This window comes from Nonomuraea sp. CA-218870 (assembly GCF_050936535.1).
GTDB classification, from domain to species: domain Bacteria; phylum Actinomycetota; class Actinomycetes; order Streptosporangiales; family Streptosporangiaceae; genus Nonomuraea; species Nonomuraea corallina.
Genome location: NZ_JBNJMN010000001.1, coordinates 208245 through 231659, shown reverse-complemented (window position 1 = coordinate 231659; position 23415 = coordinate 208245). Strand labels below are relative to the sequence as shown.

23 protein-coding genes are annotated in these 23415 nt (G+C 72.3%); 11 read left to right on the top strand and 12 right to left on the bottom strand.

The annotated features are described in order from the left end of the window. Positions 1-13 precede the first annotated feature (13 nt). Positions 14-592 (bottom strand): hemerythrin domain-containing protein, encoded by a 579-nt coding sequence (locus tag ACQEUU_RS01120; protein WP_433058987.1) that lies wholly within the window; start codon positions 590-592, stop codon positions 14-16. A 270-nt stretch (positions 593-862) separates the two neighbouring features. On the opposite strand from ACQEUU_RS01120, the gene ACQEUU_RS01115 reads away from it, so the two are divergent. Together ACQEUU_RS01115 and ACQEUU_RS01110 are read left to right on the top strand one after the other, a co-directional pair. Next, positions 863-2065 (top strand): hypothetical protein, encoded by a 1203-nt coding sequence (locus ACQEUU_RS01115; RefSeq protein WP_433058983.1) that lies wholly within the window; start codon positions 863-865, stop codon positions 2063-2065. Then, entirely contained in the window at positions 2055-2723 is a 669-nt protein-coding gene (locus ACQEUU_RS01110; RefSeq protein WP_433058980.1) for a hypothetical protein, read from the top strand. The genes ACQEUU_RS01115 and ACQEUU_RS01110 overlap by 11 nt, the downstream gene beginning before the upstream one ends. 28 nt (positions 2724-2751) lie before the next feature. On the opposite strand, the gene ACQEUU_RS01105 is transcribed toward ACQEUU_RS01110, so the two are convergent. Genes ACQEUU_RS01105 through ACQEUU_RS01080 form a run of 6 tightly spaced genes read right to left on the bottom strand, consistent with a single transcriptional unit; the run spans position 2752 to position 7733 of the window. Continuing rightward, a complete protein-coding gene (locus ACQEUU_RS01105) occupies positions 2752-3561 on the bottom strand; it encodes an SAM-dependent methyltransferase (protein WP_433058977.1) in 810 nt (269 codons plus the stop codon). A gap of 47 nt (positions 3562-3608) precedes the next feature. Next, positions 3609-4565: a quinone oxidoreductase family protein gene (locus tag ACQEUU_RS01100; RefSeq protein ID WP_433058974.1), complete on the bottom strand. Its 957-nt coding sequence runs from the start codon at positions 4563-4565 to the stop codon at positions 3609-3611. 2 nt (positions 4566-4567) lie between these two features. Then, positions 4568-4927: a hypothetical protein gene (locus ACQEUU_RS01095; protein ID WP_433058971.1), complete on the bottom strand. Its 360-nt coding sequence runs from the start codon at positions 4925-4927 to the stop codon at positions 4568-4570. Beyond that, a complete protein-coding gene (locus tag ACQEUU_RS01090) occupies positions 4924-5787 on the bottom strand; it encodes an extradiol ring-cleavage dioxygenase (RefSeq protein WP_433058968.1) in 864 nt (287 codons plus the stop codon). Before ACQEUU_RS01090 ends, ACQEUU_RS01095 begins: the two co-directional genes overlap by 4 nt. After that, positions 5780-6586, bottom strand: a complete 807-nt coding sequence (locus ACQEUU_RS01085; RefSeq protein ID WP_433058965.1) for a citryl-CoA lyase — start codon at positions 6584-6586, stop codon at positions 5780-5782. The genes ACQEUU_RS01090 and ACQEUU_RS01085 overlap by 8 nt, the downstream gene beginning before the upstream one ends. Next, a complete protein-coding gene (locus ACQEUU_RS01080; protein WP_433058962.1) occupies positions 6579-7733 on the bottom strand; it encodes a CaiB/BaiF CoA transferase family protein in 1155 nt (384 codons plus the stop codon). The genes ACQEUU_RS01085 and ACQEUU_RS01080 overlap by 8 nt, the downstream gene beginning before the upstream one ends. 186 nt (positions 7734-7919) lie before the next feature. Between ACQEUU_RS01080 and ACQEUU_RS01075 the strand changes: the two genes are divergently transcribed. Next, positions 7920-9356: an amidohydrolase family protein gene (locus ACQEUU_RS01075; protein ID WP_433058959.1), complete on the top strand. Its 1437-nt coding sequence runs from the start codon at positions 7920-7922 to the stop codon at positions 9354-9356. Between the two features lie 35 nt (positions 9357-9391). Continuing rightward, complete coding sequence (locus ACQEUU_RS01070; RefSeq protein WP_270154369.1) at positions 9392-10192, top strand: IclR family transcriptional regulator domain-containing protein; 801 nt, start codon at positions 9392-9394, stop codon at positions 10190-10192. Here the strand turns inward: ACQEUU_RS01070 and ACQEUU_RS01065 are convergent. Beyond that, positions 10179-11135, bottom strand: coding sequence for an NAD-dependent epimerase/dehydratase family protein (locus ACQEUU_RS01065; protein WP_433058955.1), 957 nt, complete (start codon positions 11133-11135; stop codon positions 10179-10181). The two genes, ACQEUU_RS01070 and ACQEUU_RS01065, sit on opposite strands and share 14 nt — an antisense overlap. 59 nt (positions 11136-11194) lie before the next feature. Here ACQEUU_RS01065 and ACQEUU_RS01060 point away from each other — a divergent pair, with 59 nt between their 5' ends. The 5 genes from ACQEUU_RS01060 to ACQEUU_RS01040 all read left to right on the top strand — a co-directional run bounded on the left by ACQEUU_RS01060 (position 11195) and on the right by ACQEUU_RS01040 (position 16224). After that, complete coding sequence (locus ACQEUU_RS01060) at positions 11195-11740, top strand: hypothetical protein (RefSeq protein WP_433058952.1); 546 nt, start codon at positions 11195-11197, stop codon at positions 11738-11740. 48 nt (positions 11741-11788) lie between these two features. Then, the gene (locus ACQEUU_RS01055; RefSeq protein ID WP_433058950.1) at positions 11789-11944 is read left to right on the top strand and encodes a hypothetical protein; all 156 of its coding nucleotides are present in this window, start codon (positions 11789-11791) and stop codon (positions 11942-11944) included. 147 nt (positions 11945-12091) lie between these two features. After that, on the top strand, positions 12092-13258 hold the full coding sequence (locus tag ACQEUU_RS01050; protein ID WP_433058947.1) for an AI-2E family transporter: 1167 nt from the start codon (positions 12092-12094) through the stop codon (positions 13256-13258). Between the two features lie 79 nt (positions 13259-13337). Beyond that, the gene (locus tag ACQEUU_RS01045) at positions 13338-14861 is read left to right on the top strand and encodes a PucR family transcriptional regulator (RefSeq protein ID WP_433058945.1); all 1524 of its coding nucleotides are present in this window, start codon (positions 13338-13340) and stop codon (positions 14859-14861) included. Between the two features lie 112 nt (positions 14862-14973). Next, complete coding sequence (locus tag ACQEUU_RS01040) at positions 14974-16224, top strand: NAD(P)/FAD-dependent oxidoreductase (protein ID WP_433058942.1); 1251 nt, start codon at positions 14974-14976, stop codon at positions 16222-16224. Positions 16225-16278: 54 nt separating this feature from the next. On the opposite strand, the gene ACQEUU_RS01035 is transcribed toward ACQEUU_RS01040, so the two are convergent. From ACQEUU_RS01035 to ACQEUU_RS01020, 4 genes are all read right to left on the bottom strand, one after another. Then, positions 16279-16539 (bottom strand): hypothetical protein, encoded by a 261-nt coding sequence (locus ACQEUU_RS01035; protein ID WP_433058939.1) that lies wholly within the window; start codon positions 16537-16539, stop codon positions 16279-16281. 282 nt (positions 16540-16821) lie between these two features. Next, on the bottom strand, positions 16822-18075 hold the full coding sequence (locus ACQEUU_RS01030) for a peptidase C39 family protein (protein ID WP_433058936.1): 1254 nt from the start codon (positions 18073-18075) through the stop codon (positions 16822-16824). Between the two features lie 85 nt (positions 18076-18160). Next, positions 18161-19765, bottom strand: coding sequence for a protein kinase domain-containing protein (locus ACQEUU_RS01025; protein ID WP_433058934.1), 1605 nt, complete (start codon positions 19763-19765; stop codon positions 18161-18163). Positions 19766-19870: 105 nt separating this feature from the next. Continuing rightward, positions 19871-20224, bottom strand: coding sequence for a DUF488 domain-containing protein (locus tag ACQEUU_RS01020; RefSeq protein ID WP_433058931.1), 354 nt, complete (start codon positions 20222-20224; stop codon positions 19871-19873). A gap of 125 nt (positions 20225-20349) precedes the next feature. Here ACQEUU_RS01020 and pflB point away from each other — a divergent pair, with 125 nt between their 5' ends. Continuing rightward, entirely contained in the window at positions 20350-22587 is a 2238-nt protein-coding gene (gene pflB, locus ACQEUU_RS01015; RefSeq protein WP_433058928.1) for a formate C-acetyltransferase, read from the top strand. After that, positions 22587-23312: a pyruvate formate-lyase-activating protein gene (gene pflA / locus ACQEUU_RS01010; RefSeq protein WP_433058925.1), complete on the top strand. Its 726-nt coding sequence runs from the start codon at positions 22587-22589 to the stop codon at positions 23310-23312. Before pflB ends, pflA begins: the two co-directional genes overlap by 1 nt. The last annotated feature ends 103 nt before the right edge of the window (positions 23313-23415 follow it).

The following is a 23415-nucleotide window of genomic DNA, read 5'->3' as shown; positions in this document are numbered from 1 at the left end:
CCGGAGTCCCGCGTCAGTCCTTCTTGCCCATGGCCTGGCGGATGACGTCCCTGGCACGGTCCATCATGGCGACCGGAGTGCCCATGAGCACGTTCTTGGTCGCCGACTCGGTGCCGGGGTGGGGGTGGGTGGGGGCCATGGCCTCAGCGGCCTTGACGCCGAGGCCCATGGCGCGCCGCTCCGCCTCGGTGGTGTGCTGGACGATCTTGGCGAACTCGTACCGCTCCTCGGCGCGGGCGTGCGCCTCCACGGCGGCGCGCAGCATCAGCAGGTTGTCGATGAAGTCCGGCGCGTCCGGGCCGGCCTGGTCCATCTCCTGGAGGAGCTCCTTGGCCTCGCGCTCCTCCTCCAGCCGGTCGTCGACGACGCCCGAGCCGCCGTCGAGCTTGACGCGCGCGTAGGGGTGGACGATCTCCTCCTCGGCCGTCTCGTGCACGGCCAGCAGCCGCACCAACCGGGTGAAGGCCTCGCCGCGTCGCTCGGGTGGAGCCTGTTCGACCTCGTCGAACAGATTCCTGATCATGCCGTGCTGCGCGATCAGCAGTTCGATGACGTCCGTCTCCTGCATTTTCTCCGGAGCCGTCTTCGTCACGGTCCATCTCCCCTCGTCGGTTCTCTCGGATTCTCGCCGGTGCCTACCCCTGCTCCGCCTGGTCACGCATCTGCTTACTGTTTCCGTGCGGTTCGGCGGCGACCTGAGGAGATTGCTCCGTAAGCCCTCGGGTAGGCCCGGTAACGGACGTCGCCCACCCCCGGCACACCACGGTTGAGGAGGGGGAACCGCGGGCGTGTCAGGGCGGCCGAGCCAGGCGCGGGGCGCGAGCCCCGCCGCATCGAGCAGCTCGAAGGAGCGCACAGACACATGACCTTCAATCCTTTGCAGGAGCGGGGCATCCCGCTGGACAAGCAGCTGCGCAACTGGCGTGAGCTGAACGTCATGCCGATCGATCCCGACCACGCCGACCCGTACACCCGCTGCCGGATCATCGCCATGAACGGCATCGAGACCGAGGCGATCTTCTTCAGCCACCACCTCGCGCGCCACTGCCCGGACATCGAGCTCAAGCAGCAGCTCGCCCGCGTCCGCTACATCGAGGCGCAGCAGCAGAAGGCGGTCAACTGGCTGCTTCCCGGCGTCGCCTCGGTGCTGGAGACCACCATCGCCTACGAGCAGGTCGCGGTCGACCTGACGGCCTGGGTCGCCCGCATGGAGCCCGACCCGTACCTCAAGCAGGCCTACCAGTTCGGCGTCCTGGAGGACTTCGACCACCTCTACCGGTACTCCAACCTGTACGAGATGATCGAGCACCGCAAGGCCGAGAAGATCGTCGACAACCTGACCGAGATCATGCCCGGCCGGCCGACCTACCTGCACCACCGCGACCCGATGGACAACGTCCGCGAGCCGTACGACAAGAGCGCCGCCGCGCCGATCTCCAAGCTGCACGCGCTGACCATCATGGCGGCCGAGCAGCAGACCATGAACTTCTACATGAACGTCGGCCCGACCTACATGGAGCCGATCGCCCGCCAGCTCTACCAGGAGATCGGGCTGATCGAGGAAGAGCACGTCACCCACTACGAGTCACTCGTCGACCCCGGCGAGAGCTGGTGGGAGATGCTGCTCAACCACGAGTACAACGAGTGCTACCTGTACCACTCGTTCATGGAGACCGAGTCCGACCCCCGGGTGAAGAACATCTGGGAGCTCCACCTCAACATGGAGCTGGAGCACCTGCGGCTGGCCGCCGAGCTGTTCAAGAAGCACGACGGCCGCGACCCCGAGCAGGTGCTGGCGCCGGAGCTGCCGGCCCCGGTCACGTTCGAGCCGAACAAGGCGTACGTCCGCGAGCTGCTCGCCACCCAGATCGACTACACCACGCTGGGCACCGGCTACGTCCAGGAGGCCCACGAGCGGTTCGAGAAGCTGCAGGAGGGGATCATGGGCGGCGAGCGGCCGCCGTCCGAGCTGGTCATGGAGGAGAACGTGCACAAGTCCGGCGAGGAGTACCGGCTGGAGACCGAAGGTCCCCATCCGGTGCGCAGTCTCCAGCTTGGCCGCTGACCTCACCGGGACGCTCGCCGCGTTCGGGGCCCGGCTGCGCGGCGGCCGGGCCCTGCACCCGCGGGGCCGCCTGCTGGCCGGCACGCTGGAGGTGACCGGGGCGGGCGGCCTCGGCGTGCCCGTCCTGGACGAGCCCGCCCGGTACGAGGTGATCGCCCGGCTGTCGAAGGGCGGCTCGCTGCCCGGCCGCCTCCCTGACGTGCTCGGCCTGGCGGTCCGCCTGCCCGGCCCGATCGACCTGCTGCTGTCGACCTGCGGGGCGGCGCCGTGGCTGCTGCGGCCCAGGGCCGGCTTCACCGCCGGCCCGTACTCAAGCCTCGTGCCGTACGCGAGCGACACGGGACCGGTCTGGCTGGTGGCCGTCCCCGAAAGGGAGGCCGTGCCGGCCGATCCGGCGCTGCTGCCGGAGGCGCTCGGCCGCGGCCCCCTGCTGTTCCGCCTGCTGGCCGCGCGGCGGAGGGAGCGCGCCAGCCCGCTGGCGACGCTGCGCCTGCGCGCGGCGCTGCCGCCGGACGCGGACCTGTCCTTCGACCCGGTGCGGCACGGGCACCGGTCGCTGCGCCTGGAGGGAACCCTCGCCCGGCTGCGGCGCGACGCCTACCGGGGCTCGCGCACGGGACGCGGCGCCGGACTCGACGGCCCCGGCGCCCCGCCGTGAACCGGCAGGGCCGGCAGGGCCGGGAAGGTCAGGGCTTGCGGCCGACGCCGGCGGCGACCCAGTGCTTGGCCGCCTCGGCGTCGGAGACCGGGGTCTCGGGGCGCCACTGCCGGACGTAGACGAAGCCCGGCTCGATCAGCTCCAGGCCGTCGAAGAAGCGTTTGGCCTCGGCCATGGTGCGCGGCCCGCCCGTGGGCCGCTTGAGCGCGTCGCGGTAGATGTCGGCGACCGCCTCGGCGATGTCGGGCCGGGTGTCGAAGACCGCGTGGGTGATCGCGACGTAGCTGCCCGGCGCCAGGTGGTCGCACAGGGCCGCCACGCTCTCGTAGGCGCCGAAGTCGTCGGGGATGTACTGCAGCATGCCGAAGAGCAGCACCATCACCGGCTGGGAGAAGTCGATGAGCTGCCGCGTCACCGGATGCTCGACGATCTTGTCGGGATGGAGGATCATGCCTTCTGCCACGCCCACCCGTTCGTTGGTGGCCAGCAGGGCGCGGGCGTGGTTGAGCGCGACGGGGTCGTCGGCGACGTAGACGGCCCGCGACTCGGGCGCGAGCTCCTGCGCGATCTGGTGGACGTTGCGCTGGACCGGAAGCCACGCGCCGACCTGGAGGAACTGCCGCACGCCCGCCTTCACCAGATGGGCCACGACCCGCTGGCGGAACTCCTGGACGTGGGTGCCGATGTCCTTCGCCTCGGGGGCCAGGGCGAGCACCTTCTCGGCGATCTCGCGGTCGATGGCGAAGTTGTCCTTGCCGCCCGCGAAATAGTTGTTGATGCGAGCGACGCTCGGCGTGCTGGCCGACACGCCCGGGACCGGCGGAGTGGCATCGCTCATGAGTGATCTCCTGTTCGCGGAGCGCTACTGACTACGGTAGCGGCTTCTCAACGGACGGAAAGGACGATCCGCCCCGAAGGAGCGCCCACCGCCTGACGTCGCCACGCGCTCCCGGCATCGTCGAGGGCAATCGTCTCATGAACGACCGACAGCCTGCCGTGGGCCGAGTGCTCCGCGATCTCGGTGATGGCGGCGGCGCGCCGGCCGGGCGTCAGTTCGTTGTTGGTGTAGCCGAGCAGGCTCAGCGACCTGCCGCGCAGCGTCGAGGAGTCGATCGGGCTGGTCTCGGAGGCCGAGCCGCCGAGGTTGACCAGGCGGCCCCCAGGGCGCAGCACCCGGGCCGCGGCCGCGGCGGGCACGCCGAAGAGCGGATCGAGCACCAGGTCGGCCGGCCCGTCGAGGACGGCGGAGAACCGGGCGGCCAGCTCGCCGACGTCGTCGGTGTCGAGCGGCACCACCGCGTCGGCCCCGGCCCGCGCGGCCCGCTCCCTGGCGGTGGCGGAACGGGCGGCGGCCACCACCCGCCGGGCGCCGGCCAGCCGGGCGAGCTGGACGGCCGCCTGACCGACGGTCCCGCCGGCGCCCAGCACGATCACCTGCTCGCCCGCCTCCAGCCCGCCGCGCCGGCCGAGCGCCTGGTGGGCGGCCACGGCCGACAGCCCCAGCGCCGCCACCGCCACCGGGTCGGCGCCCGGCGGCAGCTCCACCAGCTCGCTCTCGCGCACCGCGGCCAGCTCCGCCATGCTGCCGTCGCCGGGCGCCATCCCGGCCGTGGTGGGGAACCAGACGGTCCGGCCCCCCGTGGTGCCCACGCCCTGGACGCCCGGCACGTACGGGGTGGGCGGGGTGCCGAAGTAGGACGTGCCGGTCGCGCAGAGCAGGTCGAGCGGGGTGATCGGGGCGGCGAGCACCTCCACGAGCACCTCACCGGGGCCGGGCACGGGGGCCGGGCGCTCGGCCACCACCGGGGGCTCGCCGCAGGCGTGGATCTGGGCGGCGCGCATGGTCAGGTCGCGATGTCCGGGTAGGGCAGGCTCATGTGGGCCAGCTTACGGGCGTACTCCTTCTGGAACCCGAGAGGCTCGTAGTCGCGCTCGAACATGGCGATGAAGAGCGTGAGCGTGAGGAACGGGTGCGCGCCCAGCTCGAACAGCCGCACGTGGTCGTGCGAGGCCAGCGCCTCCCGTTCGACGTCGTCGAAGCGCAGCCAGGTGGACGCCTCGCCGCCGTGGCAGTTGAGCACCAGGTTGGCCTGGGTGGACTCCCACCACTCGACCGTGCCGCGCGGGTCCTCGCGGTAGCGCTCGACCAGCTCGGGGTCGCGGTCGACGGTGAACAGGAACTTGTTCAGCAGATACTTGCTCACGACCGGCCTCCGCGCGGGTACCAGGTGAAGTACGCCTCCATGGTGTGGAACAGGTCATAGGTGTCGACGTAGTCGGCCTTCCGGCCCTCGCCCGCCACGCCCATCATGAGCATGAAGTCCATGAACCCGTGGGTGGCGTTGCCCGGCGCGTGCAGGCTGTCGAGCGTGACCTCGGCCAGGCAGCCCTCGATGTCGCCGCTCGCGATCCACTCGACGGCCTTGGCGTCGAACTCCGGGTCCGGCCCGTGCGGCCCGAACTGGCGCGGCCCGCCCAGCTCCAGCGACAGGTGGCCGGTGCCGATGACGGCGACCCGCTGGTCCGACGGCCACGACTCGACGAGCTGCCGGATCGTCCGGCCCAGCTCGACGAACCGTTTCGGCCGGGGCAGCGGCGGCGCGAAGATGTTGGTGTAGACGGGCACGATCGGCAGGTCGTTCTGCGGGCGCAGGGTGATGATCGGGCAGGTGATGGAGTGGTCGATCCGCAGCTCGTTGGAGAAGGCCAGGTCGAAGCCCGCGTCGAGGCCCTCGCGCAGCACGTGGGAGGAGAGGTCCTCCTGGCCGGTGAAGAGCATCCGGGGCAGCCCGAACTCGCGCTCCTCGTTGTACCAGTTCGCGTCGTAGTAGGGCGCCTTGCCGACCAGGAACTGCGGCATGTTGTCCAGCCAGAGCTGGTGGAAGTGGTCCGACCCGACCATCACCAGCACGTCGGGCCTGGCCCGGGTGAGGGTCTCGCGGAACGCCTCCACCTTGCGCACCCATTCGTCGGCGAACGGCGGCCGGTCCTCGCCGGTGGCCGTGCTGGCGCGGTGGTAGAACGGGTGGTGGGTGGACGCGATCACGGCGACGAGTTCAGCCATGCGTGCCTCCAGGGGGGTACGGGTCGGGGGCGACGGACCGGTTGTTGAGATCGACCGACAGGAAGACGTCGTTGGCCACCGGGCGGCGCAGCTCCTCGGCGAGCTGTCCGATCAGTCCGGCGGTCCTGGCGAGCAGGGCGAAGCCGCGCAGCAGTTCGAGCGGCAGCCCCAGGTCGGCCAGCGCGGCCCCGCAGGCGCCGGCCCCGTTCAGCGGCAGCGTCCTGCCCAGCACCTCGGGGTGGACGCGGCCGATCGCGGCGAACAGGGACAGGTGGGGCCCGTAGAGCCCTTCCTCGGCGGCGATGCGCATCAGCCGGGGGGTGCGCGGGTCGCCGTCCTTGTGCACGTGGTGGCCCAGCCCGGGGATGAAGGCGCGCTGCTCGCGCCGGGCGCGCACGGTCTCCAGGGCGAGCGCGTCCCAGCCGGCGTCGTCCTCGGGCGGCGCGCCGGCCGACTCCAGCACGGCGTGCAGGAACCGGCCGCAGTCTTCGGTCACGCCGAGGAACCGGGACCCGCCGCCGAGCAGGCCCGCCGCCAGCGCGCCCTGGACCGAGTCGGGCGCCGACAGGTAGGTGAGCCGGGTGACGATCGCCGTGGGCGTGAACCCGTGGTCGGCGAGCGCGGCGAGCACGGCCTCGAACACCCGCGTCTCGCCGGCCGTCGGCCTGCGCTGGGTGGCCAGCCAGAACGCCAGCTCGCCGAAGCCCACCTGCCCCATCACGTCCTCGGCGAGGTCGTGGCCGAGCAGGGTGATCTTGTCAGCCGTGGAGGCGCCGAGCGCCGTGGGGTACTCAGGCACGGTCGTCCTCCTTGGCCAGCCAGGCGCGCAGCTCGGCGCCGTGCTCGTCCAGCTCGGGCGGCGGCAGCTCGTACGTGAGCGCGCTCTCGGAGAACCGGATCGGGTGCCGCGTCGTCGGCACCGCCCGCTCGCCCTCGCCGACCGCCACGACCGGGTCGAGCCCGAACCGCTCGGCCATGGCGAACCCGCCGTCGACGGTGTTGATCGGCCCGCTCGGCACCCCGGCCTCGACCAGCAGGTCGAACCATTCCAGGGCGGTCCTGGTGCGCAGCCGGTCGACCAGGATCGGCCGCAGCTCCTCGCGGTTGGCGGTGCGGCCCGCGTTGCGGGTGAAGCGCGGGTCGTCGGCCACATCGGGGATGCCGAGCACCTCGCACAGCTTGCGGAACTGGCCGTCGTTCCCGGTCGCGACGATCAGCTCGGTGTCGGCGGCCGGCAGCGGCTCGTACGGGAACACGCTCGGATGCGCGTTGCCCATCCGGAACGGCACCACGTCACCCGCCACGTAGGCGGAGCTCTGGTTGACCATCGCGGTCAGCGCCGACGACAGCAGGTTGATCTCGACGTGCTGCCCCTGGCCGGTGGCGTCCCGGTGGCGCAGCGCGGCGAGGATGCCGATGACGGCGTGGTTGCCGGCCATCACGTCGAACACGGAGATCCCGGCGCGGTAGGGCGGGCCCTCGGGGTCGCCGGTGAGGCTCATCAGGCCGGACATGGCCTGCACCATCAGGTCGTAGCCGGGCACCTTGGCGCCGGGGCCGGAGCCGAACCCGCTGATGGACGCGTACACGATGCCGGGGTTGGCGGCCCGCACGGCGTCGAAGCCGAGTCCGTACTTGTCCAGCCCGCCGGGCTTGAAGTTCTCGATCAGCACGTCGGCCCGCCGCGCCAGCTCCCTGGCCAGCCCGGCGTCCTCCTCGTCGCGCAGGTCCAGCGCGATCGACCGCTTCCCCCGGTTGACGCCCAGGTAGTAGGTGGACGTCTCGCCACGGGCCGGCGGTGTCCACGACCGGGTGTCGTCCCCCTGGGGCCCTTCGACCTTGACCACCTGGGCCCCGAGGTCGGCCAGGAGCATCGTGGCGTAAGGGCCCGCCAGCACGCGGGAGAAGTCGGCCACCAGCACACCGGACAGAGGTCCTGCTGTCATACCGGCTCCGCCCTCCATATCCGTTTAACGGACACTTGTCCGTGACGCTCATTCTCACCATCGATCTGGAGGAGCGTCAACCATTGACAGGGCGCTGGAGCGTCATCAGAGTGTCCTTAACCAGCAGGTGACCGTATGACGGACAGTCGTACGCTGATTCGGGGTGAGGGAGTGAGGGAGTCCACCATGACGGAATTCGAGACCGGACGCCCCGTGGTGCTGCGGGGCGGCACGGTGCTGCCGATGGACGACAGCCGGAGCGTGCTCCCCGGCGCCGACGTGCTCGTCGACGGCGACCGGATCGCCGCCGTCGGGCCGGAGCTCGCGGTGCCCGACGGCACGATCGAGATCGACGCCGCCGATGGCATCGTCATGCCCGGCATGATCGACACCCACCGGCACATGTGGCAGACCGCGATGCGCGGCTACGGCGCCGACTGGACGCTGACCCAGTACTTCGTCTGGTACTACCTGGAGCACGGCAAGCTGTTCCGCCCCGAGGACGTGCACGCGGGCAACACGCTGGCCGCCATCGAGGCGATCGACGCCGGGGTCACCACGGTCGTCGACTGGTCGCACGGCCTGCGGACCGTCGACCACGCCGACGCCGCCGTGGACGCGCTCCAGGCCGTGCCCGGCCGGTTCGTGCTCGCGTACGGCAACATCCAGGCCCCGCCCGCCGAGTGGACCGCCGCGCCGGAGTTCCGTGACTTCGTCACCCGGCGCATCACCGGCGACGACATGCTCGGCTTCCAGCTCGCCTTCGACGTGCTCGGCGACCCGTCCTTCCCCGAGAAGCCCGCCTTCGAGGCGGCCCGCGACCTCGGCGTCGCGGTCACCACCCACGCCGGCGTGTGGGGCGCCACCAGCGACGAGGGCATCCGGCTCATGTACGAGCACGGGTTCATGACCCCCGGCACCGTCTACGTGCACGCCGCCACCCTGGAGGCCGACTCCTACCACCGCATCGCCGCCACCGGCGGCTCCATCTCGGTCTCCACCGAGAGCGAGCAGAGCGCCGGCCAGGGCTACCCGCCCACCTGGGCGATCCGCCTGCACGGCATCCCGGTCTCGCTCTCCATGGACACCAGCGTCTGGTGGAGCGGCGACCTGTTCTCCGCCATGCGCGCCACGCTCGGCGCCGACCGCTCCCGCGCCCACCTGGAGGCGCACGCCAAGGGCGAGACCGTCACGCACTGCGCGCTCCGCGCCGACCAGGTCGTCGAGTGGGCCACCAGGGGCGGCGCGCACGCGCTCGGCCGCGACGACCTCGGCAGCCTGGAGCCCGGCAAGAAGGCCGACCTGGTACTGATCAAGAACGACCGGTCGCCGGTGTCGTTCCCGCTGCTCAACCCGTACGGGCACGTCGCGTTCCAGGCGCAGCGCGGCGACGTGCACACGGTGATCGTCAACGGCCGGGTGGTCAAGCACGAGCACGAGCTGGTCGGCGTGGACCTGGCCGCCGCCCGCCGCCAGGTGGAGTCGACCGTCGAGTACCTGCGCTCCACCATGGGAGAGGAAACCTGGCTGAAGGGCATGAACCCCGACATCCCGGAGACCAAGATCCTCGACAACCCGTATACGTACACCGACTACCGAAGCTCCGCCACGCGCGACCGTTAAAGTCCTACCCGTGAGACCTGCTGAGCGAGGCGTCGATGGCACGCGCTGACACCGGACCCGATTTCATCGAGGCGCTGGCCCGCGGCCTCGACGTGATCAAGGCTTTCCAGCCCGGCCGGCCCGTGATGACGCTGACCGAGGTGGCGACCGCGACCGGGCTGGCCCGGCCCACGGCCCGCCGCATCCTGCTGACGCTGACCGAGCTCGGCTACGCGCGGGCCGAGCGGGGCGGGTTCGCGCTCACGCCACGCGTGCTGGAGCTCGGCGTCTCGTACGTCCGCTCGATGGGGCTCTGGGAGGTCGCCAGGCCCCATCTGGAGCGGCTGGTGGCCCAGACCCACGAGTCGTCGTCCATCGCGCAGCTCGACGGGTCCGACATCGTCTACGTGGCGCGGGTGGCGGTCCCCAAGATCGTCACCCTGTCGGTGCAGATCGGCACCCGGTTCCCGGCGCTGCAGACCTCGCTGGGCAAGGTGCTGCTGGCCGCGCTGCCGCCCGCCGAGGTGGAGCGGGTGCTGGCCGAGCCGAGCCGGTCGGGCATCACGCCGCGCCGGCAGCCCGGCCGCGAGGAGCGCGAGAGCGCGCTGCGCGCGGTCAGGGCCAAGGGCTGGGCGCTCACCGACGAGGAGCTGGCGCCCGGCATCAGGTCGGTGGCCGCCCCGCTGCGCGACGGCCTGGGCAACGTGATCGCCGCCGTCAACGTCAACGCGCACGCCGCCGAGACCCCGCTGCGGAAGCTCACCGAGGAGCACCTGCCGCTGCTGCTGACGACCGCGGGCGCGATCAGCGCCGACTGGGCGCAGTACGCCGCCGTGCCGCAGGTCACCGCGTCTTGACGACGCCCTCCCCGACCAGCCACTCCACCGACTCGCGGATCGCCTCGAAGGGCGTGAACCGCGGCCGGAACCCGAGCAGCCGCTCGGCCTTCTCCATGTCGCAGTGAGGGCTGTGCAGGATGTGGTCCCAGGTGACGTCGGCGTCCTCGGGCGAGACGGTCTCCTTCCACCGCTCCCACGGCAGGAACGACAGCCGCGCCTCCTGGCCGAACCAGCCCGCCGCCGTCTCGGCGTAGCCGCGCAGCGTGACCGCCGAGTCCGCGACGCAGTGGAACGCCTCGCCGACCGACACCGACCGGTTGGCCAGCGCGGCCATGAACAGCCGGGCCACGTCGTCGGCGTGGACGTGCTGGACGGTCTCCAGGCCCAGGTTGGGCAGCGCCAGCTCGCCGCCGTCGGCGAGGGTCTGGAACGCGGCCGGGTTGACGTTGCCCTGCGGGGTGACCGGCACCCAGCCGGGGCCGACGATGTGGCCGGGGTGGATCAGCGTGGCGGGGAAGCCGTCCCGCTGCGCGCGGTCGAGCAGGTAGGACTCGATCGCGGCCTTCTTGACGCCGTAGCCGCCGAACGGGCGCCGCGGCGCGTCCTCCCTGGTGGGCACCTGGACGCTGGGGCCGTGGACCCAGATCGTGCCGCAGTGGAGGAAGTGGCGGACCTTGCCCGCCAGCGCGTCGGCCAGCTGCCGGGCGCTGGACTCCTCGAAGCAGATGAGGTCGATGACCGCGTCGGGCTCCAGCAGCGCGATGCGGTCGCCGAACGTGCCGGCCGCCTCTTCCGCGTCGCGGTCGGCGGTCACCGTGGTGACCCGCTGCCAGGCGCCGTGCGGGGTGTAGGGCCGGCGCGCGCCCCGGCTCACCGCGACCACGTCGTGGCCGGCCTCGACGAGCCGGGGAATCAGATAGGTGCCGATATGTCCGCTGCCGCCGATCACCACTACGCGCATGGCCCAAGCTTAGGCGGCTGTCCGGTTTGCCGGTACCCGCCCGGGGCAGCCGCCGGAGCATGGCCGACAGCAGCAGCCGCCGCGTCAACGCCGCCCGGCTGGCGCGCGCGCAAGGAGTGTTCACCGTGGCGACAGGGCTCTGGCCCTCGCTCTCCATGTCCAGCTACGAGAAGGTGTACGGGACCAAGACCGACCGCTTCCTGGTCCGTGCGATCGGGAGTCTGCTCGTCGGGTTCGGGCTCAACCAGCTGCGGGCCGCCGCCCGCCCGGAAGGGCTGCCGTACGCCCGGCGCATCGGCACCTCGGTGGCCCTGACCCAGCTCCGCCTGGACGTCGTCAACGTCCTCGCCGGCCGGGTGCCGGCCACCTACCTGGTCGACGCCGCGGCCCAGGCCGGCTGGCTGTACGCGTGGCGGCGCGTCTCCGAGCCGTCCACCGCCACCGTCGCCGGCGCGAAGTTCGCCAAGGGGACCGGCGTGGCGCTGGCCGGCACGGCCGTGGGCGCCTGCGCGGCGCTGGCCGGCGAGGCGATGGCCCGGCGGATCAGGAACGCCCGCACGGAGGCGGGGGAGGAGCGGGCCCAGGCGCCGTTCCAGCCTGTTTGAGGCGCCCTGACCTGGTCAGGGGGACCTGGGGCGAGATGAGGGGGAACCATGAGTGAGCAGCCAGGATTCGAGTCCGAACGCGACATCGGCGCGGCGCAGGAGGTCGTGCCCCGCCCGCCCGGTGCCACTCCCGGGGTCGAGGACAGCATCGACGAGCACGAGCTGCGCCGGCTCACCGAGCTGAACCCGGACGACTTCGAGTGAAGACCGGACACGGCCGGCGGGGACGCCCCCGCCGGCCGTTTCTTGCCATGCTGCCTGCGAAGACGGACGATCACGGATGCTGCCAGGTGTGAAAGCCGTCTGAAACGGCATGTGCCTGGCAGTTCATAGGCATCTTGGGAGGCTGGCATGGCGGCGACGGAGAAGAAGGCGGAGCCCGCTCCGGCGGCGACGATCCAGGTGCTGTTATCGCCGGGGAACGTCTGGCGCGCCGGGCTCGTCGTCATCGGCGTCCTGGCGCTGGCGATGTTCCTGCGGTTCGTGCTGATCGACGCGGGGTCGTTCCTCTTCCTCGTCGTGCTGGCCTGGTTCCTGTCGCTGGCCATGGAGCCGGCGGTGAGCAGGCTCTCGCGGCACATGCGGCGCGGTGCCGCGGCCGGGCTGGTGATGGCCGGGCTCGCGCTGGCCGGCGCGCTTTTCCTGGTGCTGTTCGGCCAGCTCTTCGTGGAGCAGGTGGCGCTGCTGGTCAAGGGCCTGCCCGACGTGCTCACCGCGGCGACCGAGTGGATCAACGCGCGCTTCGGGACGAACTACAACGTCTCCGACATCCTCGCGTCGATCAAGCTGACGCCGCAGCAGGCCGCCGGGTACGCCCAGGGGGTGCTGGCGGGGGTGCTCGGCGTGCTGGGCACCGTGGCCGGAGCGGTGTTCAACGCCTTCGCGCTCATGCTGCTGACCTTCTACCTGTCGGCCGACGGGCCGCGCGCCCGGCAGTGGCTGGCCCGGCAGCTCTCCGGCCGCACCCAGCAGATCTTCGTCAGCGTCTGGGACATCTCGCTGACCAAGACCGGCGGTTACGTGGCGGCCCGGCTGATCCTCTCCCTGATCAACGGCATCGCCTCGACGATCGTCTTCCTGCTGCTCGGCATGCCGTCGTGGCTCGCGCTGGGCGTGTGGACCGGGGTGGTGGCCCAGTTCGTGCCGACCATCGGCACGTACATCGCGATCGCGCTGCCCGTCGTGGTCGGGCTGGTCTCCGACCGGCCGTGGATCGGGCTGGCCGCGCTGGCGTGGGGCATCCTCTACCAGCAGGTGGAGAACCTCACCCTGGAGCCCAGGATCAGCGGGTGGGGGGTCGACGTCCATCCGGGGGTCTCGTTCTCGGCCGCGATCATGGGCGCGCTGCTGTTCGGCCTGACCGGGGCGCTGCTGGCGATCCCGACGGTGGCGATGCTCCTGTCGCTGCTGGAGACGTTCGGCACCCGCCACAAGCTCGAACCCCGGGTGACGCCCGCCGACGCCGAGAAACCGGCCGAGAAACCGGCCGAGAAACCGGTCGCCGAGAAGGGGAGCTGACCGCTCGTCACACGCCGTGCACAGGCTGTGGACGGGCCGGGGTCGTCGCGGCCGGGCCGGCGGGTACGCTTCGGCGGAGATGCTGAAGCTCGATCGGTTGGTGAACGTTCTCGGGGGCTACGGGGCGCGGCTGGCGTGCGCCCCCGCCTCCAGGGACGTGCCGCTGCGCAGCGTGGTGGTGCACGACCCGACCGATCCGCGGGCCGCCACCGGAGACGTGTTCCTGGCCGTCGGGGTCGGGTCGGCGGGCGAGGCGGTCCGGCTGGGGACGGCCGCGCGGGCCGTCGTGGTGCTGGTGCGCGACGAGGCCGGCGACGACGCCGCCGGTGAGGTCCGCGCCGCCGGGATCGCGGTGCTGCTGGTCGACCCCGCCGTCTCCTGGAGCCAGCTGCTCGGGGTCGTGTACGGCCTGGTGCTCGAAGGGCGTGAGACCGAGGCGGGGCGCGGCCCGACCGACCTGTTCGCGTTCGCCGACACGCTCGCCGGGGAGCTGGGCTACCCGGTCACCGTGGAGGACCAGATGTCGCGGGTGCTGGCCTACTCCGGCTCGCAGCAGACCGCCGACCCCGTACGGCTGGAGACCATACTCGGGCGCCGGGTGCCCGAGGCGATGCGCGGGCTGCTGGCGCGCCAGGGCGTCTTCGCCCACTTGGCCGTCTCCGACGAGCCGCTGTTCGTGGCGCCGTCGCCGGACCACGGGCTGCGCGGCCGCATGGTGGTGGCCGTGCGCGCCGGGCGCGAGCTGCTCGGGTCCATCTGGGTGGAGTGCCAGAGCCCGCTGGCCGGGCGGCAGCGCGAGACGCTGGCCGACGGGGCCCGCGCCGTGGCGCTCCACCTGCTGCGCTCCCGGGTGAGCGCCGACCTGGAGCGGCAGGTCGAGTCCGACCTGGTGATCCAGCTCCTGGAGGGCACCGCCGACGCTCCGGCGCTGATCAGCAGGCTCGGCCTGCCCGGCGGCCAGTTCCGGGTGATCGCGCTGCAGGCGCACGTCGGCGAGGAGCGGAACGCGGCCGTGCTCACGGCCTTCGAGCGGGCGACCACCGGCTTCGGCTGGTCGCGGCCGGGCCGCAGCGCGCTGTTCGGCAACACGCTCTACACGGTGCTGCCCTGCGGCCACGACGCCGCCCCGGCCCGCGACTGGGTGCGCGCGATCGTCTCCGCGCTGCCTCCAGGCGTCACCGCGCCCGCCGGGGTGGGCGGCCCGGCTGAGCCGGCCCAGCTCCCCGCGAGCAGGCAGGAGGCGGACGAGAGTCTCGCCCTGCGCGCGGCCGGTCCGGGCGAGCCGGTGGTGTACGACGAGTCGTGGGACCGGATCCTGCTCCAGCGGCTGCGCGCCGCCGCCTCCGCGGGCCGGGCCCCGGCCCGCGGCCCGGTCGCCGACCTGAGCCGCCACGACGCCGAGTACGGCACCCGCTACGTGGAGACCCTGCGGGCCTGGCTGGACGCGCAGGGCGACCTCGCGGCCGTGGCCGCCCGGCTCGGCGTGCACCCCAACACGGTGCGCTACCGGCTGCGGAAGATGACCGCGCTCACCCATCTGGAGCTGGACCGGCCGGAGAAGCGGCTGGCCATGATCATCGCGCTCGCCGCCCACCAGGGGTGACGTCTTTGTTCCGGGCGGACAAATAGGCACGGATGGGTTGTTCTAGCACTACAGCGCCTTTTGGCTTCGTACCGGCGATCCTTCCTCATAACCGAGGAAGGAGACGGCAGTAATGGGTATCGACGGTGGGCCGCGTACGGCAGTGGTGATCGGCGCCGGTGTGGTGGGCCTGTCCACCGCCTGGTTCCTGCAGGAGCGCGGCGTGGAGGTGACCGTGGTCGACCGCGACGGGGTCGCCGCGGGCGCGTCCTGGGGCAACGCCGGATGGCTGTCCCCGGGACTGGCCATCCCGCTCAACGAGCCCGGCGTGCTCCGCTACGGGCTGCGCTCGCTGCTCGACAAGGACGCCCCGCTGCACGTCCCGGCCACCCCGGACGTCGGGCTCTGGTCGTTCCTGACCAGGTTCGCGCTGCACTGCAACTGGCGTTCGTGGGGCCGCGCGGTGCAGGCCAACCTCCCGTTCAACGAGGAGTGCCTGGAAGCCTTCGACGTGCTCACCGGCAACGGCGTCGAGGCCCCGACCATCGAGGCGCCGATCATGGCGGCGTTCGGGACGCCGAAGCAGGCGGTCGCCCTGCTGCACGAGCTGCGGCGCATCAACGACTCCGGGCTGGAGATCCGCTACGCCGCGTTCGAGGGCGACGAACTGCGCGCGCAGATGCCGCAGCTCTCGGCGAACGCCACCGCGGGCGTCCGGCTCGACGGCCAGCGCTACATCGACCCCGGCGCGTTCACGCACGCCCTGGCCGACGCCGTCACCGCGCGCGGCGCCGAGATCCGGTCCGGCTTCCGGGTCACCGGCGTGACGACGGAGGCCGGCGGGCTCGTGGTCCGCTCCGGCGGCGGCGACGCGGTCAAGGCCGACGCCGTGGTGCTCGCCACCGGCGCCTGGCTGAACCAGCTCGGCAAGGACTGGGGCGTGCGGACGCCCGTCAAGGCCGGGCGCGGCTACTCGTTCACGGTGCCGACCGACGAGCCGGTGCCGAGCCCCCTCTACCTGCCGGCCGTGCGCGTCGCCTGCACCCCGTACCAGGGCAAGCTGCGGGTGGCGGGCACGATGGAGTTCCGCGACCCGGACGCGCCGCTGTTCGAGCGGCGGGTCGAGGCGATCATCCGGTCGGCCCGGCCGCTGATGACCGGCGTCCACTGGGAGGAGCGCACCGACACGTGGGTGGGCCCGCGTCCCGTCACCCCTGACGGCAAGCCGCTGGTCGGCCGGACGAACGTGCCGGGCGTCTACGTGGCGGGCGGGCACGGCATGTGGGGCGTCACGCACGGCCCCGCCACCGGCCGCATGCTCGCCGAGCAGATCACCACGGGCAAGACCTCCACGATCCTGCGCGAGTTCGACCCCGTCCGCTGAGACGACGAGACGGGCCACCGCCATGGTGAGGCGGTGGCCCGGTCGCGCTTCGGATCAGATGCCGATGGCCTGGTTCCTCAGCCGGTAACCGTTCGGGCAGTCGAGCACGTTGCGGCGCCCGTTGAACTCCTCGGTGACCTCCACGGACCTGTCGCCGTTCTCGCAGCGGATCCAGTGGCGGTAGTCGTCCCGGTAGCGGCAGCTGGCCAGCGAGGCGGTGCCGTTGTTGATCGTGCGGAGCGAGCACTCGAACCGCTCGGTCGGAGCGGCGGCGCTGGCGCTGCCGCCCATGGCCATGAGGCCGGTCGCGAGCATGGCAGGAACAGCAAGCGAAATGAGGGTCCGCTTGAGCATGAAAACCTCCTGAACGAGGCGACACCGGTCGGCATCGCACCTTTCGTGACGGCGCGTTCACGCCGCGTTGCCATGCTGGTCTCCTGAGCGCGCACAATGAGGGAATGGCAGGGCTGAAGAAGGTAAAATTTCGAGCAGGTACAGGCCGCTTCACGGTCATAACCCCGGAAACCTCGTTTAACGGGAAGACACTCCAAAGCAAGCCTGAAGCCCATGATTCACCCGCTGTTGAGGCGGCCTCCCTCACCAGTTGGCGGGCAGGCCCGGCGTGGTGGGCGGCAGGTCGTGGCCCGGCGGGTGGATGACGTAGACGACGCCTCCGCTGCTGGAGCTGCGCAGCCAGACGTTCTCGAAGGCGGCCCGGTCGTAGACCCGGCGGACGGCGGCGTTGGTGGGCGAGGCCGGGTCGTTGGCGATGACGTCGCCGTCGGCGGTGAAGCCGACGACCACCATGATGTGGCCGTTCGTGCCGTACCCGGCGCCGGGCAGCTCGTTCTTCTTGAACGACTGCGAGGTGATCACCGGGACGCCCGCGCTGATCAGCCGCTCCAGCTCGGTGAGCGTGCGCAGACGGGTGACGAAGCCGTCCATGCCGTAGCGGCCCGCGTAGGCGGTGTTGAACGGCCAGTTGCCCGCGCCCTCGTAGGCGTGGTCGTAGGTGTGGCGGGCGGCGTGGTCGACCTCCGGGTCGGGATCGGACGGATCCACCCAGGACGTCTCCTCCGCGCTCGGCCAGCGGCCCCAGTAGCCCAGCACCATGGTGGTCGAGGTGGGGCTGCACCAGGCCTGGCCGCCGCCGTCCCACTCCGGGTAGTGGCCGGAGTGGATGCTCTGCGACCGGCGCGGCACCGCCAGCTCGGTGCCCCACGCGCCGCCGCCGGGGCTCACCGGCACGGTCTTGCGCTCCGGCACGTTCGAGGCCATCGCGCCGAGCGTGCGCACCCGCGGCGCCACCGAGGAGCCGGGCGCCCGGTAGAGGGTGACGCGCAGCTGGTAGGCGGAGATCTGCCGGCCCTCGGCCGCGACCAGCGTGTCGACGGCCACCCGGGCGTCGTCGTCGCCCTGGCCGGCGACCGACGTGCGCCTGATGTCGTCCTCGCCGTAGGCCCAGCGGCCGAGCACGTACCACGTCGTCAGCCCAGAGACGTTGCGGGCCCGCGCCTCGATCTGCACCCAGCTGCCCGCCGGGACGTCGGCCGTCCAGGACGCGATCAGCTCGGTGGCGGCGAACCCCAGCGGCCGCTCGGGGCCGGTCCAGCGGGCGTACTCCCAGGTCCTGGTGCCCAGCGCGTCGGTGTAGGAGGCGGTGCCCGCGGCCTCGGCGAACACGAGCCCGCCGCCCGCGGCGGTGCCCTCCGGCGTGCCGGCGGCGAAGTCGGCCCGGTCGAACACCACGTCGGCGGCGTCCGCGCCGGGCTTCTTCGGAACGGCCTCCGCCGGCGCCGTCAGGGCGGTCGCCAGCAGGACGGTGGAGAGGAACGCGGTCAGCGTGCGCATGGACCCACCTTCGTCGGACGCGGCCTGGTCCGCCGACAGTAGGCGCGCCTCGCCGGTCGCGCATCGGCGAATCTACGTACGCCGGCTACCTGTCCTTGCCCTTGCCCTGGCCGCGCGGCTGGGACTCGCCGACCGGACCGGTGCGGCCCCGCCCGTTGCCGTCGGCGGACCACCCGGTGCTGTCGGAAGACTGCCCGATGTCGTCGGCGGACCGTCCGTTGCCGTCGGCGGACCGCCGGGCGGAGGCGGACGGGCTGGCGGAGGCGGACGGGCGGGACGCCGCGGTCGGACCGGGGGAGGCGGTCGGACGGGCCGAGCCGGTCGGACGGGCCGAAGCGGTGGGACGGGCCGAGCCGCTCGGACGGGCCGAGCCGGTCGGGCGGGCGCCGGAGGAGGTCTTCACCCGGGGTTCGGCGCGGACGCGCTCCTCCCGGGCGGCTCCGCCACTCGGGCGCGAGGAGGGCTCGCCCCGCGGCACCTCGGCGGGGGTGTCGGCGGTCGGCTGCGGGATCGGGTCGGCGTGCCACCGCGACGGCGACGACGGCAGGGAGACGGCGGTGACGACGGCGGCGATCAGCGCCGCCCCCGCGACGACCCCCCGGCATCGGCCGGAAGCCCACCACGGCCCCCCTGCCACCCGCTGCGGGGTGCCGCCCGCCCGTGATGGTGCTGGGGCCGGTCGTAGGACGGGGGCCATCCGGTCGGCGTTCCACGATGGGGTGGGGGTCGGCTGGCCGGCGTCCTGAGACAGGGCTGGGGCCGGTCCTGGGGCGGGCGTCAGCCGGCCGGGTTTCCGGCGTCGGGCGGAGGTCGGCTGGGAGTGGTCCGGACCAGAGGGGAGCGGGCCGGGCCGGTGTCTCGATCGGGTCTGCGCCTGTTGCAGCAGTTCCCGTACCCGGTCCAGGCCGGGCCGCTCGGCGGGGTCCTTGGTCAGCATGGCCGCGAGGACCGGCGCCAGCTCGCCCGCCCGCTCGAAGGGCGCGGGGTCGCGGGTGAGCACGGCGTTCAGCGTGTCGAGCCGGCTGCCGCCCTGGGGGAACGGCGCCCGCCCCTCCACAGCGGTGTAGAGGGTCGCGCCCAGGGACCAGATGTCGGACAGCTCGGTGGCCCGCCCGCCCGCCGCGCGCTCGGGCGCGACGTAGGCGGGCGTGCCCATCACCACGCCCCGCTGGGTGAGCGTGGCGCCGTCGTCGTGCGAGTCGTCGAGCGCGATGGCCAGCCCGAAGTCGGTGAGCACGGCGTGACCGTCGGCGGTGAGCAGGATGTTGGCCGGCTTGACGTCGCGGTGGAGCACCCCGGCGGCGTGCGCGGCGCGCAGCGCGGCCAGCACGTCCAGCCCGATCCCGGCGACGACCGGCGCCGCCAGCGCGCCCCGGTCGTAGATCTCCCCGGACAGGCTGTGGGACCGGACGAGCTGCATGACGATCCACGGCCGCTCGTCGGCCAGCACCACGTCGTGGACGGTGGCGATGTTGGGGTGGTGGAGCCGGGCGGCGATGCGGGCCTCCCGCATGGCGCGCTCGATCAGCACCTCGCGGTGCTCCGGCGGCGCGAAGGGGACGGTCAGCTCCTTGACGGCCACCTCGCGGTCGAGCAGCTCGTCGTAGGCTTCCCAGACCGTGCCCATGCCGCCGCGGCCGAGCTCGGACCGTAGGCGGTAGCGTCCGCTGAGTAATCGTGGCTCGCGCATGGCAGCAGCCTTGCGCGACTGGCCTTCCTTCACAACGCGCTTTCCGCACTCTGTTTGGATATCGTTGTCATGTCCGCGGCCCGCGTCCGTCCGGGTCCGATCCGGCTAGCCGGATCGGTCCAGCAGGTAGTCGCGGAGCACCACGGCCTGGTTGTGCTCGGTGTCCTTCGCCGAGTAGAGCAGGGTCACCGGCCCCTCGGTGGCGGCGTCGAGCAGCGGGCGCAGCGCCTCCCGCCCGGCGTCGAGCTCGGCCCGGTAGCGGTCGGCGAACTCGGCGAACCGCTCGGCCCGGTGCCCGAACCACTGGCGCAGCTCCTTCGACGGGGCGGCGTCCCGCAGCCAGCCGTCGAGCCGCAGGTCGTCCTTGCGCACGCCGCGCGGCCACATCCGGTCGACCAGGAAGACCGCCCCCTCGGCCGGCTGGTGGTCGTAGACGCGCTGGATGGTGATGGGTCCCACATCTCGTGCCTACCCAGAAGGTGACGTTGGTCCCATGACCCGGTGACCTACGCCGCCGGATCCCGGCCGCCGATCGGCGTTGCATGGAATGAGGACGGAAGACAGGGGGCTGTCAGATGACCACCATGGCGACGGAACCGGCCGCGTGGCGGGCCTTTCGGGGGGCGGACTGGCGGTCCGCGGTGGACGTGCGCGCGTTCATCCAGGACAACTACACGCCGTACGAGGGAGACGCCGGCTTCCTGACGGGGCCGACCGCGCGCACGCGTGAAGTGTGGGGCGCGGTGTCCTCGCTGTTCCCCGAGGAGCGCCGGCGCGGCGTCCTCGACGTGGACGCCTCCACCCCCTCGTCCATCACGGCGCACCCGCCCGGCTACATCGACCGCGACCGCGAGCTGATCGTCGGCCTGCAGACCGACGCGCCGCTCAGGCGGGCCATCATGCCGAACGGCGGCCTGCGCATGGTCGAGAACGGCCTGGCCGCCTACGGCTACAAGCTGGACCCGCTGGTCAAGGAGATCTTCACCAAGTACCGCAAGACGCACAACGACGGCGTGTTCGACGCGTACACGCCGGAGATCCGCGCGGCCCGCCGGTCCGGCGTGATCACCGGCCTGCCGGACGCGTACGGGCGAGGCCGCATCATCGGCGACTACCGCCGCGTCGCGCTGTACGGCGTGAACCGGCTGATCGCCGCCAAGCGGGACGAGCTGCACACCCTGGACGCCGTCCCGTCCACCGCGGACGTGATCCGGGACCGGGAGGAGCTGTCCGAGCAGATCAGGGCGCTGGGCGAGCTGAAGGAGATGGCCGCCGGCTACGGCCACGACGTCTCCCGCCCTGCCGCGACCGCCCGCGAGGCGATCCAGTGGCTGTACTTCGGCTACCTGGCCGCGATCAAGGAGCAGAACGGCGCCGCCATGTCGCTCGGCCGCACCGCCACGTTCCTCGACGTCTACCTGGAGCGCGACCTGGCCGAGGGCCGCATCTCCGAGCAGGAGGCGCAGGAGCTGGTCGACGACTTCGTGATCAAACTGCGGATCGTGCGCTTCCTGCGCACCCCCGAGTACGACCAGCTGTTCTCCGGCGACCCCACCTGGGTCACCGAGTCGATCGGCGGCATGGGCGAGGACGGCCGCACCCTGGTCACCCGTACCAGTTACCGCTACCTGCAGACGCTGCGCAACCTCGGCCCGGCGCCGGAGCCGAACCTGACCGTCCTCTGGTCGCCGCGGCTGCCCGCGCCGTTCAAGCGGTTCTGCGCCGAGCTGTCCATCGAGACCAGCTCCCTGCAGTACGAGAGCGACGAGCTGATGCGGCCCCGTTTCGGCGACGACACGGCCATCGCCTGCTGCGTGTCGGCGGCCCCGGTGGGCAGGCAGATGCAGTTCTTCGGCGCCCGGGTCAACCTGGCCAAGACCCTGCTCTACGCGATCAACGGCGGCCGGGACGAGATGACCGGCGCCCAGGTCGGCCCCGCGCACCCGCCGCTCACCGGCGACCACCTCGACTACGAGGAGGTGGCCGCCGCCTACGACCGGATGCTCGACTGGCTGGCCGCCACGTACGTGGACGCGCTCAACGTCATCCACTACATGCACGACAAGTACGCCTACGAGCGGGTCGAGATGGCCCTGCACGACTACCCGGTCAAGCGCACGCTGGCCTGCGGCATCGCCGGGCTGTCCGTGGCCGCCGACAGCCTCTCGGCGATCAGGCACGCGCGGGTGAAGGTGATCCGCGACAAGACCGGGCTCGCCGTCGACTACGAGGTCGAAGGCGACTACCCCGCCTACGGCAACAACGACGAGCGAGCCGACTCCATCGCCGTCGACCTGGTGCGCTCGTTCATGGCCAAGGTGCGCCGCCACCCCGCCTACCGGGACGCCGAGCACACCCAGTCGGTGCTCACCATCACCTCCAACGTGGTGTACGGCAAGCACACCGGCAACACGCCGGACGGCCGCCGGTCCGGCGAGCCGTTCGCCCCGGGCGCCAACCCGATGAACGGCCGCGACCGGCACGGCATGGTCGCCGCGGCGCTGTCGGTGGCCAAGCTGCCGTTCGAGCACGCGCAGGACGGGATCTCGCTGACCAACACCGTCACCCCCGGCGGTCTCGGCCGCACCCCGCAGGAGCGGGTGACCAACCTGGTCGGCGTGCTCGACGGCTACTTCGACGCCGACGGCTTCCACATGAACGTCAACGTCCTCGACCGGGCCGTGCTGCTGGACGCGATGGAGCACCCGGAGCGCTACCCGCAGCTCACCATCCGGGTCTCCGGGTACGCGGTCAACTTCGTCCGCCTGACGCCTGAGCAGCAGCGTGACGTGGTGGGCCGCACCTTCCACGGGTCCCTCTGATGGACGGCACGATCAGCTCCTGGGACCTGTCCACCGGAGTGGACGGTCCCGGGACCCGGTTCGTGGTGTTCACCTGCGGCTGCCCGCTGCGCTGCCTCTACTGCCAGAACCCGGAGACGTGGCGGATGCGCGACGGGCGGCGGGTGACCGCCGACGAGGTCATGGCGGAGATCGCGAAGTACCGGCGGTTCATCGAGGTGGCGGGCGGCGGGGTCACCATCAGCGGCGGCGAGCCGCTGCTGCAGCCCCGCTTCACCGGCGAACTGCTGGCCCGCTGCCACGAGGCCGGCCTGCACACCGCGCTCGACACCTCGGGCCTGCTCGGCCACCGCGCCGGCGACGCCCTGCTGGCCGACACCGACCTGGTGCTGCTGGACATCAAGTCGTCGCTGCCGGCCACGTACCGGAAGGTCACCGGCGGGCCGCTGGAGCCCACGTTGCGCTTCGCGCGCAGGCTCGCCGACCTGGGACGGCCGGTGTGGGTGCGGTTCGTGCTGGTGCCGGGGCTCACCGACGCGCCGGAGAACGTGGACGGGCTGGCCCGGTTCGTGGCCGGGCTCGGCAACGTGGAGCGGGTGGACGTGCTGCCGTTCCACCGCATGGCCACGGAGAAGTATCAGCGGCTCGGCCTGGACTTCCCGCTCGCGCGGACGCCCGCGCCCGGCCCCGAGCTGCTGGACCGGGTGCACGGACAGTTCCGCGCGCACGGGCTCGTGAGCGTGTGACCAGGCACGCGGACCTCTGGCGGGACGGATGGCCGGCGAGGGGGTGCCGAAGGTCCCATCGGGCGAGGTCGTAGGGCTCTGCTGGCCCGGGCGCGGATCCGAT

Coding starts and splice junctions, on each gene's coding strand:
- ACQEUU_RS01050 (WP_433058947.1), top strand. CDS start 12,092: ATGGCGGCGACGGAGAAGAAGGCGGAGCCCGCTCCGGCGGCGACGATC.
- ACQEUU_RS01055 (WP_433058950.1), top strand. CDS start 11,789: ATGAGTGAGCAGCCAGGATTCGAGTCCGAACGCGACATCGGCGCGGCG.
- ACQEUU_RS01100 (WP_433058974.1), bottom strand. CDS start 4,565: ATGCGCGCCGCCCAGATCCACGCCTGCGGCGAGCCCCCGGTGGTGGCC.
- ACQEUU_RS01040 (WP_433058942.1), top strand. CDS start 14,974: ATGGGTATCGACGGTGGGCCGCGTACGGCAGTGGTGATCGGCGCCGGT.
- ACQEUU_RS01075 (WP_433058959.1), top strand. CDS start 7,920: ATGACGGAATTCGAGACCGGACGCCCCGTGGTGCTGCGGGGCGGCACG.
- pflB (WP_433058928.1), top strand. CDS start 20,350: ATGGCGACGGAACCGGCCGCGTGGCGGGCCTTTCGGGGGGCGGACTGG.
- ACQEUU_RS01080 (WP_433058962.1), bottom strand. CDS start 7,733: ATGACAGCAGGACCTCTGTCCGGTGTGCTGGTGGCCGACTTCTCCCGC.
- ACQEUU_RS01035 (WP_433058939.1), bottom strand. CDS start 16,539: ATGCTCGCGACCGGCCTCATGGCCATGGGCGGCAGCGCCAGCGCCGCC.
- ACQEUU_RS01090 (WP_433058968.1), bottom strand. CDS start 5,787: ATGGCTGAACTCGTCGCCGTGATCGCGTCCACCCACCACCCGTTCTAC.
- ACQEUU_RS01065 (WP_433058955.1), bottom strand. CDS start 11,135: ATGCGCGTAGTGGTGATCGGCGGCAGCGGACATATCGGCACCTATCTG.
- ACQEUU_RS01025 (WP_433058934.1), bottom strand. CDS start 19,765: ATGCGCGAGCCACGATTACTCAGCGGACGCTACCGCCTACGGTCCGAG.
- ACQEUU_RS01060 (WP_433058952.1), top strand. CDS start 11,195: ATGGCCGACAGCAGCAGCCGCCGCGTCAACGCCGCCCGGCTGGCGCGC.
- ACQEUU_RS01115 (WP_433058983.1), top strand. CDS start 863: ATGACCTTCAATCCTTTGCAGGAGCGGGGCATCCCGCTGGACAAGCAG.
- ACQEUU_RS01070 (WP_270154369.1), top strand. CDS start 9,392: ATGGCACGCGCTGACACCGGACCCGATTTCATCGAGGCGCTGGCCCGC.
- ACQEUU_RS01045 (WP_433058945.1), top strand. CDS start 13,338: ATGCTGAAGCTCGATCGGTTGGTGAACGTTCTCGGGGGCTACGGGGCG.
- ACQEUU_RS01105 (WP_433058977.1), bottom strand. CDS start 3,561: ATGAGCGATGCCACTCCGCCGGTCCCGGGCGTGTCGGCCAGCACGCCG.
- pflA (WP_433058925.1), top strand. CDS start 22,587: ATGGACGGCACGATCAGCTCCTGGGACCTGTCCACCGGAGTGGACGGT.
- ACQEUU_RS01030 (WP_433058936.1), bottom strand. CDS start 18,075: ATGCGCACGCTGACCGCGTTCCTCTCCACCGTCCTGCTGGCGACCGCC.